Genomic DNA, 14,847 nt, shown 5'->3' with positions numbered 1-14,847 from the left:
CAAGTTTGGATATCGTCTCCCTGTTGCCGTCGTTCGGCGGTTTCGCCGCCACGGTCATCGCCTTCATACTGGCCCTGAGCATCATCGTTTTCGTGCACGAGTTCGGCCATTATATCGTCGGGCGCTGGTGTGGCATCGGGGCGGAGGTCTTCTCGCTGGGGTTCGGCCCGGTGCTCTGGTCGCGGGTCGATGCGCGCGGTACGCGCTGGCAGGTCGCGGCGCTGCCATTCGGCGGATACGTGAAATTCCTGGGCGACGCGGATGCGGCGAGCGGCCGGGACGACGCCGCGCTGGAGGCCGCGAGAGGCTCCAACATCCACGGCGACACGATGCATGGCGCGCCGCTCTGGGCGCGTTCGGCGACGGTTGCGGCGGGGCCGGTCGCCAACTTCATCCTGTCGATCCTGGTCTTCGCAATGGTCTTCATCGTCGGCGGGCTGGCCCGCGACACGCCCATCGTGGGCGCGCTCAAGCCGCTGCCGCAGGACATTCCCGTGGAGTTGCAGCCGGGCGACCGGATTCTGGCCGTGGACGGTAACGAGGTGCCCTCCTTCGAGGCCTATTTCGACTATGCCGACTCCGCCGCGCCCGCGCCGAGCAAGTCCTATCTGGTGGAACGCGACAGCACCCGGATGACGGTGGAGGGCCCGTTCCCGATGCCGCCGCTTGTTTCGAGCGTGCAGCCGCGTTCGGCCGCGATCGCCGCGGGGCTGGAAGCCGGCGACATGATCCGCGCGGTGGACGGCCAGCCCATCGCGAGCTTCAACGAACTCAAGAACGCGGTCACGCAGTCGGGCACCGATCCGCTGCGCCTGACGATCTGGCGGTCGGGCCAGACATTGGAGATTGCGCTGCTGCCCAAGATCGTCGATCTGCCGGCGGACGAGGGCGGCTGGGAGACGCGCAAGCTGATCGGCATCACCGGAAGCACATTCTTCGAGCCCCATACCTATACCCCCGGCCCGCTGGAGGCGCTGAAACTGGGTTCCGAGCGGACCTGGGGGGTGATCACCGGCAGCCTGAGCGGGCTGTGGCACATGGTCACCGGCGCGATCAGTTCCTGCAACCTTCAGGGGCCGATCGGCATTGCCGAAGTCTCGGGCGCGGCGGCCAGCCAGGGGCTGGAGAGCTTCATCTGGTTCATCGCGGTGCTGTCCACCGCGGTCGGGATGCTCAACCTCTTTCCGATTCCGGTTCTCGATGGCGGGCATCTGGTCTTCTTCGGCTACGAGGCGGTGACCGGCCGTCCGCCCAGCGACCGGGCGCTCCAGATCATGATGACGGTCGGGCTCACGCTGATCCTTTCGCTGATGGTCTTCGGGCTGACGAACGACTTGTTCTGTCCCTGATCCCGACAAATTTGCGCCATAATCCTTGGCTATTTTTTTATGAGGATGATTGGAAAGGCTCAGTAAAATGCGCCAGCTACATGCCGGATACAGGGGACTTGCGCTGCTGATCGACCTGAACGCGGACCTTCTGGTCTATGCGTGCGCGATTGCGGCGTCTCTGGGCGTGTTGGCCTGGTTCATCCCTGTCTGACCAGAACTTTCGTCATTAACCCCTCACGTTTGCATGCTCGGGCGGTCGCTGTTTTCAACAGCGCCGCCTCGCGTTTCTGGGCTTTTGACAAGCCCCCCCATACGCTCTATTCAGGCTTCGATTGCGTGTGAGGCGGGGCTCCCAGAATGACGTCCAGATCAGTGAATGAAAACCGGACGATGCGCTGGGTGCAGGTCATCGCCGGAATGGCCTTCCTGACACTCGTATTGGCGCTGATCCTGCCCGCCGGGCCGGCCGCGTCGCAGAGCTACCGCTTCACCTCCGTCGTGGTGGAAGGCAACCAGCGGATCGAAAGCTCCTCGATCGAGACATTCGCGGGCATCCCCCGCGGTCAGGCCGTGACGACGGGCGCGGTGAACGACGCCTATCAGAACCTGATCGGGACCGGGCTGTTCGAATCCGTCGAGGTCGTGCCGCAGGGCGCGCAACTGCTGATCCGGGTGCGTGAGTTCCCGACCATCAGCCGGATCAATTTCGAGGGCAACAAGCGGCTCAACGACGAGGCGCTGACGGCGATCGTCGAATCGCAGCCACGGCGTGTCTACAACCCCGCCCAGGCCGAACGCGACGCCAACAACATCGCCGACGCCTATCGCCAGACCGGCCGCATGGCCGCGCGTGTGAAACCCGTCATCATCCGGCGTACCGACAACCGCGTCGATCTGATCTTCGAGATCCGCGAGGGCGGCGTCGTGGAGGTCGAGCGCCTGAGTTTCGTGGGCAACCGCAGCTTCTCCGACCGCCGTCTGCGCCGCGTGCTCCAGACCAAGCAGGCGGGCATCCTGCGGCGCATTATCGGCAGCGACACATATATCGCCGATAGAATCGACTTCGACCGGCAGGAGCTGACGGATTTCTACAGCTCGCGCGGCTACGTGGATTTCGAGATCCTGTCGGTGACGCAGGAATTTTCCCGCGACCGCGACGCCTTCTTCCTGACTTTCCATATCCGCGAGGGTCAGTCTTTCGAATTCGGCGAGATCACCACCGTGTCGGACCTGCCCGAGATCGACCCGGAAAAATACCACAAGGTGCTGCGCATCCGCCCCGGCATCACCTATTCGCCGGCGCTGGTGGACCGCGCCATCGCGCGGATGGAGCGGCTGGCGGTGCGTGACGGGCTCGATTTCATCCGGGTCGAGCCGCGGATCACCCGCAACGACGCGGATCTGACGCTCGATGTCGAGTTTGACATCATCCGGGGCGAGCGCGTCTTCATCGAGCGCATCGACATCGAGGGCAACACGACCACGGTGGACCGGGTGATCCGGCGCCAGTTCCATGTCGTCGAGGGCGATCCGTTCAACCCGCGCGAGATTCGTCAGGCCGCGCAGCGCATCCGCGCGCTGGGTTTCTTCGCGAATTCCGACGTGAACGCCTCCGAAGGGTCCGGCCCCGAACAGCGCATCATCGACGTCAATGTCGAGGAACAGCCCACCGGCACGCTGTCGCTGGGGCTGAGCTTCAGCACCGACGACGGCCCCGGCATCGGCGCTTCATTCGAGGAACGCAACTTCCTGGGCCGCGGGCAGTTCCTGCGCTTCGCGGTGAACACCGCGCAGGAGACGCGCACGCTCGATCTGGACTTTCGCGAGCCCGGCTTCCTCGACCGTGATCTGGGCGTCGGAATGAAGCTCTTCTTCCGGCGGCGGACCGATCAGGACAATGCGGAGTTCGATACCCAGTCGATCGGCTTCCAGCCCTCCATCGACTTCCCGGTCTCCGAGAACGGGCGGCTCCAGCTTCGCTACCGCATCTCCGAGGACCAGCTGAGTGGCGTGGACGCCAACAACTCGCCCATCATCCAGCGCGACGAGGGCTCCTTCCTGACCAGTGCCGTCGGCTTCTCCTACTCCTACGACACGCGGCGGACGGGACTCGATCCCACTGCAGGCGTGATCCTGACCTTTTCCAGCGATGTCGCGGGGCTGGGCGGCGATGTCGAATACGTCAAGTCCACCGCACTGATCGGCGCGCAAAAGCGTATCCGCAACGAGGAGATCACGCTGAGCGCGGAGCTGGAGGTGGGCGGGCTCATCATGCTGAGCGACGACTCCCGGCTGACCGACCGGTTCAACCTCAGTTCCCAGCAGATGCGCGGCTTCGATTTCCGCGGCATCGGCCCGCGTGACGTGAATTCCGTCAACCAGGACGGTCTGGGCGGCAACTACTTCGCGGTTGCCCGCTTCGAGGCGCAGTTCCCGGTCGGCCTGCCCGAGGAATTCGGTGTGCGCGGCGGCGTGTTCCTAGATGTCGGCTCGCTCTGGGGACTCGACGACACGATTGGCACGGGCGGCGTGCCGGTTGATGATGGCTTTGCTCTGCGCTCCGCCATCGGCTTCTCGGTCTTCTGGCAGACCGGGTTGGGGCCGCTGCGATTCAACTTTTCCAAGGCGCTCATGAAAGAGCCCGAGGACGAGACGCGGGCCTTCGACTTCACCGTCAGCACGCAGTTCTGACGATGATGGGGCGGCGAGGCCCGGCGCGAATACTGGGGGCCGCGCTGGCCTGGCTGATCGCGGCCTGGTTGCCTGTGGTGGCAGCGGCACAGGACGGCCTGCCGCGCAGCCCGGTGCTGACCCTCGATCAGGAGCGGCTCTTCTCGCAGTCGGATTTCGGCCAGCGCGTGCTGCGCGAGCTGGAGCAGCAGGCCAACGACCTGGCGGCGGAGAACCGGCGGATCGAGGCGGAGCTGACCGCCGAGGAACGCGAGCTGACCGAAAGGCGCCCCGAGATGGATGCGGCCCAGTTTCGTGATCTGGCCGACGCCTTCGACGAACGGGTTGTCGCGATCCGCGCCCGCCAGGACAAGAAAGCACGCGACATCGAGGTACGAACCGAATCCGAACGCCAGCGCTTCTTCGAGGCCTCGCTGCCGGTGCTGCTGGGCATCGTGCAGGAAGCCGGCGCGGCCGTTCTGTTGCAGGACCGGGCGATCATCCTGTCGGCGGGCAGCATCGACATCACCGATATCGCGATCGAGCGCGTGAACGCCGAACTGGGAGACGGGTCGCAGATCGGCGAGGACACGCCCGCCGAGCCGCCCGCGCCGGCGCCCGGCGCGCCTGTGGACGAACCGCCCGAGCCGACCGGGGACGCGCCGCCGGCGCCCGCGTCAGAGTAAGAACCGGACCGGTGGCTGGGATAGGGCTGGCGCTTGCCAGTCCGGGGGCGGCTTGCTAGTCAGGAGCGGAGGCCCGCGACGGCCCGCAGAACTGGAAGGGTTTCCCGACGATGATGGATGCGTCTCAACCGCCGCTGGACGAAGCGGATATCTCTCTGATCCAGCGGATCATTCCGCATCGCTACCCGTTTCTCCTGATCGACCGGGTGCGCGACATCCTCCCCGCAGAGAGCGCCGTCGGGGTCAAGAACGTCACCTTTAACGAGCCGCATTTCCAGGGACATTTTCCGACCAAGCCGGTGATGCCCGGCGTCACGATCATCGAGGCCATGGCGCAGACGTCAGGCGTCCTCGTGGGCTGGACGCTCGATCTGGTGGACAAGCATCCTCTGGTCTATTTCATGACGCTCGACAAGACGCGGTTCCGCCGGCAGGTGGTGCCGGGCGATGTGCTGGAGCTGCACGTGAACGTGCTGCGCGGGCACGGGAAGATCTGGAAATTCGAAGGCATCGGCATGGTCGATGGCGAAAAGGCCGCCGAGGCCGAGTTCTCGGCCATGATCGTGCTTCCCGGCGACAACAAATAGGCCGCCTGATGGCGATTCACCCCTCGGCGCAGATCCATGGCGCGGCCATCGTGGAAGACGGCGCGGAGATCGGCGCGGACTGCCGGATCGGCCCCTTTTCGGTGATCGGCCCGGATGTGCGGCTGGCGGCGGGTGTCGAGGTCAAGAGCCATGCCGTCGTCACCGGCCATACGAGCATCGGCGAGGGCACGGTGATCTTTCCCTTCGCCTGCGTGGGCGAGGTGCCGCAGGATCTGAAATACAAGGGCGAGGCCTCGCGGCTGGAGGTGGGCCGCCGCGTGCGCATCCGCGAGGGCGCGACGCTCAACACCGGGACCGAGGGCGGCGGCCGGGTCACGCGCGTGGGCGACGACTGCCTGTTGATGACCGGCGCGCATGTGGGCCATGACGCGCAGGTGGGCAGCAGCGTGATCCTGGCCAATGACGTGGCACTCGCGGGCCATTGCGTGATCGGCGACGGGGTTGTGATCGGCGGGCTGTCGGGCATCCACCAATTCGTGCGCGTGGGCAAGGGCGCGATCGTCGGCGCGGTGACGATGGTCACCCATGACGTGATCCCCTACGGGTTGGTGCAGGGGCCGCGCGGGCGGCTCGACGGGCTCAACCTGGTGGGGCTCAAGCGCCGCGGCCTGTCGCGCGCCGAGATCGCCGAGTTGCGCGCCGCCTACCGGGCGCTGGCCACCGGCGAGGGCAGCTTTCAGGACCGCGCCGCGAAGCTGGAGGCCGCGGGCAGCGGCAACGCCCATCTGCGCGAGATGATCGCCTTCATCCTGGGCGGGTCCGAACGCTCGTTCCTGACCCCGCGGTGAGGCCGGGCATGGGGGCGGCTGGAAAACTTGCGATCCTGGCGGGCGACGGTACCTTGCCTTCGGATATCGCGCAGGCCGCCCGCACCGCTGGCACACCCGTCTGCGCCGTCGATTTCGCCGGGGTCCGCGCAGCCGTCCCGGATGATGTCGAGGTGATCGCAGCCCGGTTCGAGCGTTTGGGCGCGCTTTTCGACGATCTGCGCACCGCAGGCGTGGACCGGGTGGTGATGGCCGGCGCGCTCGCCCGCCCGGCGCTCGACCCCGCCGCGCTCGACGCCACGACGCTGGCGCTGGCGCCGCGCATCATGGCGGCCTTGAAGTCGGGCGATGACGGCCTCCTGCGCGCGGTGATCGCGGTCTTCGAGGAGGCGGGCTTCGCTGTTCTGGGCGCGCATGAACTGGTGCCGGGCCTCGTGGCGGAGGAGGGCGTTCTGGGCGCCCATGCGCCGACGCCCGCCGACCGCGCCGATGCCGACCGTGCCGATGCGATCACCGCCGCGCTGGGTGCGCTCGACCTGGGGCAGGGCGCGGTCGTCGCGCAGGGGCTTTGCCTGGGGGTGGAGACGGTGCAGGGTACCGACGCGATGCTGGACTGGGTGGCGCGCACAGGCGCGGCCTGCCGCCCGGACGCAAAGGGCGCGCGCGGCGTTTTCCTCAAGCGCCCCAAGCCGGGGCAGGACCTGCGCGCGGACATGCCGGTGATCGGTCCCGATACGGTGCGCCGCGCCGCCGGGGCGGGGCTGGCGGGCATCGTGATCGCCGCGGGCGGGGTGATGATCCTCGACCGTGCCGCGACGCTGGCCGCCGCCGATGCGGCGGGGCTTTTCATCTGGGCGCGCGGGGGTCTTGCATGACGCGCACCTTCTTCCTGATCGCGGGCGAGGCGTCGGGCGACAGGTTGGGCGCGAGCCTGATGCAGGGGCTCGCAGCGGCAGACCCCGATGCGCTCTTCATCGGGGTGGGCGGCCCGCTGATGCAGGCGGCGGGGTTGGAGAGCATCTTTCCCATGGACGAGTTGTCGGTGATGGGGATTACCGAGGTGCTGCCGCGGCTGCGGCACCTTCTGTCGCGCCGGGACGAGGCCGTGGACGCGGTGCTGAGCGCGCGGCCCGCCGCGCTCATCACCATCGACAGCCCGGATTTCTGCCTGCGCGTGGCGCGCCGGGTGAAGGCCGCCGCGCCGGAGATCCGCACGATCCATTACGTCGCGCCCACGGTCTGGGCCTGGCGGCCTGGCCGGGCGGCGAAGATGGCACAGTGCATCGACCATGTGCTGGCGCTTTTCCCCTTCGAGTCCCCCTATATGCAGGAAGCGGGCATGGGCTGTGACTTCGTCGGCCACCCGGTGGTCTGCGATCCGGTCCCCTCGGCCGAGGAGGCGCGCGCCTTGCGTGCCCGCCACGAGATCGCCGCGGGCGTACCGCTGATCTGCGTGCTGCCGGGCTCGCGCCGGGGCGAGGTGTCGCGGCTCGCACCTATCTTCGGCGAGGCCCTGCGTCCGGTCCTGGCCCGGCTGCCGGAGGCGCGCGTCGTCATTCCCGCCGCGCGCCACGTGGCGGGTGAGGTGCTGGCGGCAGTGGCGCGCTGGCCCGGCGATCCGGTGGTGCTCGACCCGCGCGAGATGTCCGCGCCCGAGGCCGAGACCGAAAAACGCCGCGCCTTCGCGGCGTCCGACGCGGCGCTTGCGGCGTCGGGCACGGTGGCGCTGGAACTGGCCGCGACCGACACGCCGATGGTGGTGGCCTATGACATGAACTGGCTCTCGCGGCGCATCATCAAGCGGCTGATCCGGATCGACACGGTCAACCTGGTCAATATCGTCACCGAGCGCCGCGCGGTGCCGGAGTTTATCGGCGAAGCCTGCCGGCCCGCGCCCATCGCCGAGGCGCTGCTGGAGACGCTGACCGACGGGTCGGTGCGTGCGCAGCAGCTTTCAGCGGCGCGCGAGACGATGCGCAAGCTGGGCCGCGACGGGCCGGATCCGGGCCTGCGCGCGGCGCGCGCGGTGCTGGACGCTATCTCGTGAATTCGCCCGTGGTCGCGCCGGTCAGTGCGATCAGCCGGTCGGGGGCGATCGGGAATATGTGATAGGGCGTGCCGGCCGCGGCCCAGACCGTGTCGAAATCGCAGAGCCGCGGGTCGAGAAAGGCCCGGATCGGGTTCAGATGGCCCAGCGGCGCGACCCCGCCGATGGCGAAGCCCGTCTCCGCGCGCACCCGCGCGGCGTCGGCGCGGACAAGCGGCTCGCCCGACAGGCGTTCGGCGGCGGCCTCGACCACCCGGTTGCCGCCCGCCGTCAGAAAGAGCAGCAGCCGCCCGCTTTTGGCCCCTGCGAAGATCATCGACTTCACGATCTGGTCCAGCGCGCAGCCTGCCGCCACGGCTGCCTGCTGCGCGGTGCGCGTGCTGTCCGGTGTCTTCATGATCTCCACGTCCAGCCCGGCGGCCTCCAGCACCTCCCTGACGCGCCTGACACTCTTGCTCATGATCTGCTCCCGTCTCCGCCGTCGGGTCGCCGCCCGGCCTGCGCGGGCAGTCTTGAAGAAGGCGCGGGCAATGACAAGCAATAACCGGACTGCGCGCGGAGAGGCGTTGACCCCCATCGCGCGGGGCCGCATTCTGCGCCCATGTCCCTGATTTCCCGGCTCAGTTCCGCGCCCATCCCCTATGAGACCGAGATCGGTGCCGAGACGGCGGCGCTCTATGACGGCGCGCCCGCGCCGATGCGCGCGCTGATTGAGGGCACGGCCGGGTGCAGCCCTTTCCTGGCCACCCTCCTGCGGCGCGAGGCGGAGTGGCTGCGCGCGGCCTGGGAGCAACCCCCGGAGGAGGCGCTGGCCGACGTGATGGCGGCGCTGTCCGCAGGCGATGCCGGGGCGCTCGAGGACGCGCTGCGGCAGGCCAAGCGCCGGGTGGCGTTGCTGATCGCGCTGGCCGATCTGGGTGGTGTGTGGGAGCTGCATCGGATCACCGGGGCGCTCAGCGATTTTGCCGACCGGGCGGTCGATCTGTCGCTCAAGGCGCTGGTCGGGGCGGAGATCCGGCGCGGCAAGATCCCCGGCGCGGGCGAGGACGAGATCGAGACCGCCGCGGGGATGTGCGTGCTGGCGATGGGCAAGATGGGCGCGGGGGAGTTGAACTATTCCTCGGATATCGACCTGATCTGCCTTTTCGACGAGACCCGATACGACCCCGACGATTTCCACGAAGTCCGCGCGGCGTTGATCCGGGCGACGCGGCGAATGTGCGCGCTCTTGTCGGATGTGACGGGGGAGGGCTATGTCTTCCGCACCGATCTGCGGCTGCGCCCCGATCCGGGGGTGACGCCGGTCTGCCTGTCGATGGAAGCCGCCGAACGCTATTACGAGAGCGTCGGGCGCACATGGGAACGCGCCGCCTATATCAAGGCGCGCCCCTGCGCGGGCGACATCGCGGCAGGCGAGGCGTTCCTCGACCGGCTCAAGCCTTTCGTCTGGCGCAAGCACCTGGATTTCGCCGCGATCCAGGATGCCCACGACATGCGGCTGCGCATTCGCTCGCACAAGGGGCTGGGCGGGCGGCTGACGCTCGAAGGCCATGACATGAAACTCGGACGCGGCGGCATCCGCGAGATCGAGTTCTTCACCCAGACACGGCAGATCATCGCCGGCGGCCGCGACCCCGACCTGCGGCTGCGCGGCACGGTGGAGGGGCTGGCGGTGCTGGCGGACAAGGGCTGGGTGCCGCAGGAGGCGGCCGAAGCGCTGACCGAGGCCTATGTCGCGCATCGCACCGTCGAGCACCGCGTGCAGATGCTGGGTGACGCGCAGACCCACAAGCTGCCGGGCAGCGCCGACGGGTTCGACCGGCTGGCGCGGTTCTCGGGCTGGGACGATACCGAGGCCTACCGCCGCGACCTGCGCTCCCGGCTGGAGGGCGTGGACACGCTGATCGAGGGCTTCTTCGCGCCCGGTCAGGGCGAGGCCGCGCCGGAAGACGCATTTTCCGAGACCGCGCGCGAGATCGTCAGCCGCTGGCGCAGCTATCCGGCGCTGCGCAGCTCCCGCGCGGTGGAGATATTCAACCGCCTGAAGCCGGTGCTGCTGAAGCGGTTCGCGCGTGCCTCGCGGCCCGACGAGGCGCTGACGCAGTTCGACGGGTTCCTGTCGGGCCTTCCCGCGGGCGTGCAGATCTTCTCGCTCTTCGAGGCCAATCCACAGCTTGTCGACCTGATCGCGGATATATGCGCCACCGCACCGGGGCTGGCCGCGCATCTGTCGCGCAACGCGCAGGTCCTGGACGCGGTGATCGCGGGGGATTTCTTCGATCCCTGGCCGGGGGCGGACGGGCTGACCGAGAAACTCGCCGCCGTTCTGGCGCCACTCGACGACTACGAGGCGCAACTCGACGCCGCGCGGCGCTGGATGAAGGAGCGGCATTTCCGCGTCGGCGTGCATCACCTGCGCGGATTGATCGGCGCCGACGAGGCCGCCGGGCAGTATTCCGACCTGGCCGAGGCGGTGCTGCGCGCGCTCTGGCCCGTGGTCTGCGGGGCGTTCGCGGTACGCCACGGGCCGCCGCCGGGGCGCGGCGCGGCGGTCCTGGCGATGGGCTCGCTCGGTGCGGGAATGCTGACGGCGAAATCCGATCTCGACCTCATCGTGATCTACGACGCGCGCGGCGCGACCGAGTCGGAGGGCCGCAAGCCGCTCTCCGTGACCGCCTATTACGCGAAGCTGACGCAGGCGCTGGTGACCGCGCTTTCGGCCCGCATGGCCGAGGGGCAGCTCTACGAGGTGGATATGCGGCTGCGACCGTCGGGAAGGCAGGGGCCGGTGGCAACGGCGCTGTCGGCCTTCACGCAGTATCAGCAGCGCGAGGCCTGGACATGGGAGCATCTGGCCCTGACCCGCGCCCGGCCCGTGGCCGGCGATGACGGGCTCTGCGCGGAGATCGGGGAATTCCGGCGCACGCTCCTGACCGCTCGCGGTGATACGGAGAAGATACGCCAGGACACCGCCGACATGCGCAAGCGTATCTCGCGCGCCGCCGATGCCCGGCGTGTGGGCAACCCGTGGGAGCCCAAGCTGGGGCGCGGGCGGCTCCAGGATATCGAGCTGGTGGCCCAGGCCGCGGCGCTGATCGCCGGCGTGCCCGACCGCCAGCCCGATGCCCAGTTGCAGGCCGGCGCGGACTGCGGCTGGATTGCCGAGGCGCAGGCCGCCGCGCTGGCCGAGGCGCACGGGCTTTTGCGCCGGCTCAACCAGGGCAGCCGGTTGCTGGTGGAGAAGCCGCTCGACATGGAGGCGCTTGGCGAGGGCGGCCGCGCTTTTCTGCTGCGCGAGACCGGGGCGGAGGATATCGCGTCGCTGCGTGACACGCTCGGGTCGCAGCAGATGCGGTGCGAACGGCTGGTGGATGATATTCTTGGCGCACCGCGGGACTGACCGGCGGCGCATGACGGGGCATGGACATGGCACGACCGAAACTGGCAGCCGATCCGCGCGGACTGATCTACGAGGCCTACCGGATCGAGGGCATCACCGAGCCCGACTGCCGCACGATTTTCCTCGACTGGGCGCTGGGCATGCCCGACGGCGCGGACATGAAGGCGCTGATCCCCGAACTGCTGGAGGTCTATGGCAGCGCCCAGCCCGACCATCCGATGACCCGCGTGCTGGAAGCCGGGCTCGACCGTGCGGGCCAGACCGGACGGCGGGGCGGCTGGGCGGCGCGGCGCGGAGCGTCCCGGACCCCGCGGCGCGACGGCGGGGCGGGGTAGGGGCTTCGCCCTCGATCCCGCGCGGCACACCGCGCAATGCCGTGTCTTGCAGATCATTTGGACCCCGAACGGAAAACAGCCGCCCGAAATGGGCGGCCGCATCCGTGATTTCAGCGCCGTCAGCGGTCTTCCACATCCACATAGTCGCGCATCGTGGCCCCTTGGTAGAGCTGGCGCGGACGGCCGATCTTCTGGGTCGGGTCGCCGATCATCTCCTTCCACTGGGAAATCCAGCCGACCGTGCGCGACAGCGCGAAGATCGGCGTGAACATCGAGGTCGGGAAGCCCATCGCGTCGAGGATGACGCCGGAATAGAAATCCACGTTCGGATAGAGCTTCTTGGAGATGAAATATTCGTCCTCGAGTGCGATCTTCTCGAGTTCCTTGGCGACCTTCAACGTCTCATTGTTGTCGATCCCCAGCAGGTCCAGCACCTCGTCGGCGCTTTCCTTCATCACCTTCGCGCGCGGGTCGAAGTTCTTGTAGACCCGGTGACCGAAGCCCATCAGGCGGAACGGGTCGTCCTTGTCCTTGGCGCGGGCGATATATTCGGGGATCTGGTCCACCGTACCGATCTCGCGCAGCATCTCCAGACAGGCCTGGTTGGCGCCGCCATGCGCCGGTCCCCAGAGGCAGGCAATGCCCGCCGCGATGCAGGCGAAAGGGTTCGCACCCGACGAGCCCGCCAGCCGCACGGTGGAGGTCGAGGCGTTCTGCTCGTGATCCGCGTGCAGCGTGAAGATGCGGTCCATCGCGCGGCTCAGGATCGGGTTGGGCTCGTATTCCTCGGCCGGCACCGCAAAGCACATGCGCAGGAAGTTGGAGGCGAAATCCAGATCGTTGCGCGGATAGACGAAGGGCTGGCCGACCGAATACTTGTAGGCCATCGCGCTGATCGTCGGAACCTTGGCGATCATGCGGATCGCCGCGACCTCGCGCTGCCAGGGATCGGTGATGTCGGTGCTGTCGTGATAGAAGGCCGACATCGCGCCCATCACCCCGGTGATGATCGCCATCGGATGCGCGTCGCGGCGGAAGCCCCGGAAGAAATACATCATCTGCTCGTGGACCATCGTGTGCTTGGTCACGCGGGCCTCGAAATCCTCCAGTTCAACGGCCGAAGGCAGGTTGCCGTAAAGCAGCAGAAAGCAGACCTCGAGGAAATGCGACTTCTCGGCCAGTTGGTCGATCGGGTAGCCTCGATAGAGCAGCTCTCCCTTGTCGCCGTCGATGAAGGTGATCTTCGATTCGCAGGATGCGGTGGAGGTGAAGCCCGGATCGTAGGTGAAGACGCCGCCATCGGCGTAGAGCTTGCGGATATCGATCACATCGGGCCCCGCGGTCGGCGAGTAGATCGGGAACTCAAGCGTCTTGTCGGCAAAGCTCAAAGTTGCAGTCTTCTTGTCGGCCATCATCTGTCCCTTTCATGCTGTGGCGGACCCGGTCGCGCCGGGTGCCGGAAGGTCTGCCGGACAGGGCCCGCGCAACGCAATTCGGGCGCGCGTGCCCCGGTTTTTCTTTTGTCCGGCGCGTCTCCCGGCCGAACCGTCAAGCTGTGGCGTCTTCGATCCGGGCGATGGTCTCATCGCGTCCGATGAGGGTCATCATGTCGAAAACGCTTGGGGACACCATCCGGCCGGCGAGCGCGGCGCGGAGGGGTTGTGCGATCTTTCCGAGCTTGAGGTCATGTGCCTCCGCGAAGGATTGCACGGCGGCCTCCAGCCCATCCCGCGACCAGCTAGCATTTTGCAGGTGCGGCGTCAATTGTTTCAGTATACCACGGGATACTGTGTCGAGAACCTTCTCCGCCTGCGCATCCTGCGAGAAGGGCCGTGACCCAAGGATAAAATGCGCTTTTTCAAGGAGTTCCGGCATGGTCTTTGCCCTGTCTTTAAGGCAATACATCGCACGCATGAGGGACGATTTTTGTGCGTCTGTCAATGGGGCGGCGCCCGTCGCCGCGAGATATTGCAAAAGCGTGTGCAGAATCTCGGCATCTGCTGCAACTGCAATATGGCGTCCCGAGAGATTGTCGAGTTTCTTGAAATCGAAACGCGCCGGAGCCTTCTTGATGCCGGTGATGTCGAACCATTCGAGCGCTTGGGCGGTGGTGAAGAACTCCTCGTCGCCGTGGCTCCAGCCCAGCCGCGCCAGGTAATTGCGCATCGCCTCGGGCAGGTAGCCCATGCGCTGGTATTCCTCCACCCCCAGCGCGCCGTGGCGTTTGCTGAGCTTCTTGCCGTCGGGCCCGTGGATCAGCGGGATATGCGCCCAGACGGGGATGTCCCAGCCCATCGCCCCGTAGATGCCCATCTGCCGCGCTGCGTTGTTGAGGTGGTCGTCGCCGCGGATGACATGTGTCACGCCCATGTCGTGGTCGTCCACCACCACGGCCAGCATGTAGACCGGGCTGCCGTCCGAGCGCAGCAGCACCATGTCGTCGAGCTGGTCGTTGCCGATCGTCACGTCGCCCTGAACCACGTCGCGGATCACCGTGCTGCCCGTGGTTGGCGTCTTCAGCCGGATCACATAGGGCGCGTCGGGATGGCTGGCGGAGTCGGCATCGCGCCAGGGGCTCTGGTAGAGGGTGGAGCGTCCCTCGGCCCGCGCGGCTTCTCGGAACGCCTCGATCTCATCTTGCGTGGCGAAGCATTTATAGGCATGGCCCCGGTCCAGCAACGTGCGCGCCACCTCGGCATGGCGCGCCGCGCGCGCGGCCTGGCTGACCGGCTCGCCGTCCCAGTCGAGCCCCAGCCATGTCAGCCCGTCCAGGATAGCCTGCGTCGCCTCCGGGGTCGATCGAACGCGGTCGGTGTCCTCGATCCTGAGCAGGAACTTCCCGCCGCGGCCGCGTGCGTAGAGCCAGTTGAAAAGCGCCGTGCGCGCACCGCCGATATGCAGGAAACCGGTCGGCGACGGGGCAAAACGGGTGACGACGGGGGCCTGGGACATGCGCGCGTTAACCTTCTGGAAACCATGTGGGGAATAGGCTTTGGCCCCCAG

12 protein-coding genes are annotated in these 14,847 nt (G+C 67.5%); 9 read left to right on the top strand and 3 right to left on the bottom strand.

From position 1 onward, the window contains the following. Positions 1-5: 5 nt before the first annotated feature. The 7 genes from rseP (at position 6) to lpxB (ending at position 8,109) form a co-directional block, all read left to right on the top strand. Positions 6-1,349 carry an RIP metalloprotease RseP gene (rseP, locus tag DDZ14_RS00855; protein ID WP_109423046.1) on the top strand — a complete coding sequence of 448 codons (1,344 nt, stop codon included), beginning with the start codon at positions 6-8 and terminating at the stop codon, positions 1,347-1,349. A 339-nt stretch (positions 1,350-1,688) separates the two neighbouring features. Beyond that, positions 1,689-4,022 (top strand): outer membrane protein assembly factor BamA, encoded by a 2,334-nt coding sequence (bamA, locus tag DDZ14_RS00850; RefSeq protein ID WP_233252425.1) that lies wholly within the window; start codon positions 1,689-1,691, stop codon positions 4,020-4,022. Positions 4,023-4,024: 2 nt separating this feature from the next. Further along, positions 4,025-4,687: an OmpH family outer membrane protein gene (locus tag DDZ14_RS00845; RefSeq protein WP_109423044.1), complete on the top strand. Its 663-nt coding sequence runs from the start codon at positions 4,025-4,027 to the stop codon at positions 4,685-4,687. A gap of 113 nt (positions 4,688-4,800) precedes the next feature. Continuing rightward, positions 4,801-5,274, top strand: coding sequence for a 3-hydroxyacyl-ACP dehydratase FabZ (gene fabZ / locus DDZ14_RS00840; RefSeq protein WP_369914281.1), 474 nt, complete (start codon positions 4,801-4,803; stop codon positions 5,272-5,274). 8 nt (positions 5,275-5,282) lie between these two features. Continuing rightward, complete coding sequence (lpxA, locus tag DDZ14_RS00835) at positions 5,283-6,083, top strand: acyl-ACP--UDP-N-acetylglucosamine O-acyltransferase (protein WP_109423042.1); 801 nt, start codon at positions 5,283-5,285, stop codon at positions 6,081-6,083. 8 nt (positions 6,084-6,091) lie between these two features. Then, positions 6,092-6,937, top strand: a complete 846-nt coding sequence (locus DDZ14_RS00830; protein ID WP_109423041.1) for an LpxI family protein — start codon at positions 6,092-6,094, stop codon at positions 6,935-6,937. After that, complete coding sequence (gene lpxB, locus DDZ14_RS00825) at positions 6,934-8,109, top strand: lipid-A-disaccharide synthase (RefSeq protein ID WP_109423040.1); 1,176 nt, start codon at positions 6,934-6,936, stop codon at positions 8,107-8,109. The genes DDZ14_RS00830 and lpxB overlap by 4 nt, the downstream gene beginning before the upstream one ends. Here lpxB and DDZ14_RS00820 read toward each other — a convergent pair. Beyond that, positions 8,099-8,569, bottom strand: a complete 471-nt coding sequence (locus DDZ14_RS00820) for a YbaK/EbsC family protein (protein WP_109423189.1) — start codon at positions 8,567-8,569, stop codon at positions 8,099-8,101. The two genes, lpxB and DDZ14_RS00820, sit on opposite strands and share 11 nt — an antisense overlap. A gap of 141 nt (positions 8,570-8,710) precedes the next feature. Between DDZ14_RS00820 and glnE the strand changes: the two genes are divergently transcribed. Both glnE and DDZ14_RS00810 read left to right on the top strand, forming a co-directional pair. Further along, on the top strand, positions 8,711-11,509 hold the full coding sequence (gene glnE, locus DDZ14_RS00815; RefSeq protein WP_109423039.1) for a bifunctional [glutamate--ammonia ligase]-adenylyl-L-tyrosine phosphorylase/[glutamate--ammonia-ligase] adenylyltransferase: 2,799 nt from the start codon (positions 8,711-8,713) through the stop codon (positions 11,507-11,509). A gap of 26 nt (positions 11,510-11,535) precedes the next feature. Continuing rightward, the gene (locus DDZ14_RS00810; RefSeq protein ID WP_109423188.1) at positions 11,536-11,844 is read left to right on the top strand and encodes a hypothetical protein; all 309 of its coding nucleotides are present in this window, start codon (positions 11,536-11,538) and stop codon (positions 11,842-11,844) included. Between the two features lie 119 nt (positions 11,845-11,963). Here the strand turns inward: DDZ14_RS00810 and gltA are convergent, their stop codons facing one another. Both gltA and gltX read right to left on the bottom strand, forming a co-directional pair. Beyond that, a complete protein-coding gene (gene gltA, locus DDZ14_RS00805) occupies positions 11,964-13,259 on the bottom strand; it encodes a citrate synthase (RefSeq protein ID WP_199221250.1) in 1,296 nt (431 codons plus the stop codon). Between the two features lie 133 nt (positions 13,260-13,392). Beyond that, on the bottom strand, positions 13,393-14,796 hold the full coding sequence (gene gltX, locus DDZ14_RS00800) for a glutamate--tRNA ligase (protein WP_109423038.1): 1,404 nt from the start codon (positions 14,794-14,796) through the stop codon (positions 13,393-13,395). Between the last annotated feature and the right edge of the window lie 51 nt (positions 14,797-14,847).

Origin of the sequence: Maritimibacter sp. 55A14 (assembly GCF_003122205.1) — a bacterium.
GTDB lineage: Bacteria > Pseudomonadota > Alphaproteobacteria > Rhodobacterales > Rhodobacteraceae > QEYE01.
The sequence above is the reverse complement of the archived record's forward strand: the minus strand, read 5'-3'. Positions and strand labels throughout refer to the sequence as shown.

What these genes read in the sequence shown, in the direction of transcription:
- bamA (WP_233252425.1), top strand. Translation starts at nt 1,689, where the DNA reads ATGACGTCCAGATCAGTGAATGAAAACCGGACGATGCGCTGGGTGCAG.
- DDZ14_RS00845 (WP_109423044.1), top strand. Translation starts at nt 4,025, where the DNA reads ATGATGGGGCGGCGAGGCCCGGCGCGAATACTGGGGGCCGCGCTGGCC.
- fabZ (WP_369914281.1), top strand. Translation starts at nt 4,801, where the DNA reads ATGGATGCGTCTCAACCGCCGCTGGACGAAGCGGATATCTCTCTGATC.
- lpxA (WP_109423042.1), top strand. Translation starts at nt 5,283, where the DNA reads ATGGCGATTCACCCCTCGGCGCAGATCCATGGCGCGGCCATCGTGGAA.
- DDZ14_RS00830 (WP_109423041.1), top strand. Translation starts at nt 6,092, where the DNA reads ATGGGGGCGGCTGGAAAACTTGCGATCCTGGCGGGCGACGGTACCTTG.
- lpxB (WP_109423040.1), top strand. Translation starts at nt 6,934, where the DNA reads ATGACGCGCACCTTCTTCCTGATCGCGGGCGAGGCGTCGGGCGACAGG.
- DDZ14_RS00820 (WP_109423189.1), bottom strand. Translation starts at nt 8,569, where the DNA reads ATGAGCAAGAGTGTCAGGCGCGTCAGGGAGGTGCTGGAGGCCGCCGGG.
- glnE (WP_109423039.1), top strand. Translation starts at nt 8,711, where the DNA reads ATGTCCCTGATTTCCCGGCTCAGTTCCGCGCCCATCCCCTATGAGACC.
- DDZ14_RS00810 (WP_109423188.1), top strand. Translation starts at nt 11,536, where the DNA reads ATGGCACGACCGAAACTGGCAGCCGATCCGCGCGGACTGATCTACGAG.
- gltA (WP_199221250.1), bottom strand. Translation starts at nt 13,259, where the DNA reads ATGATGGCCGACAAGAAGACTGCAACTTTGAGCTTTGCCGACAAGACG.
- gltX (WP_109423038.1), bottom strand. Translation starts at nt 14,796, where the DNA reads ATGTCCCAGGCCCCCGTCGTCACCCGTTTTGCCCCGTCGCCGACCGGT.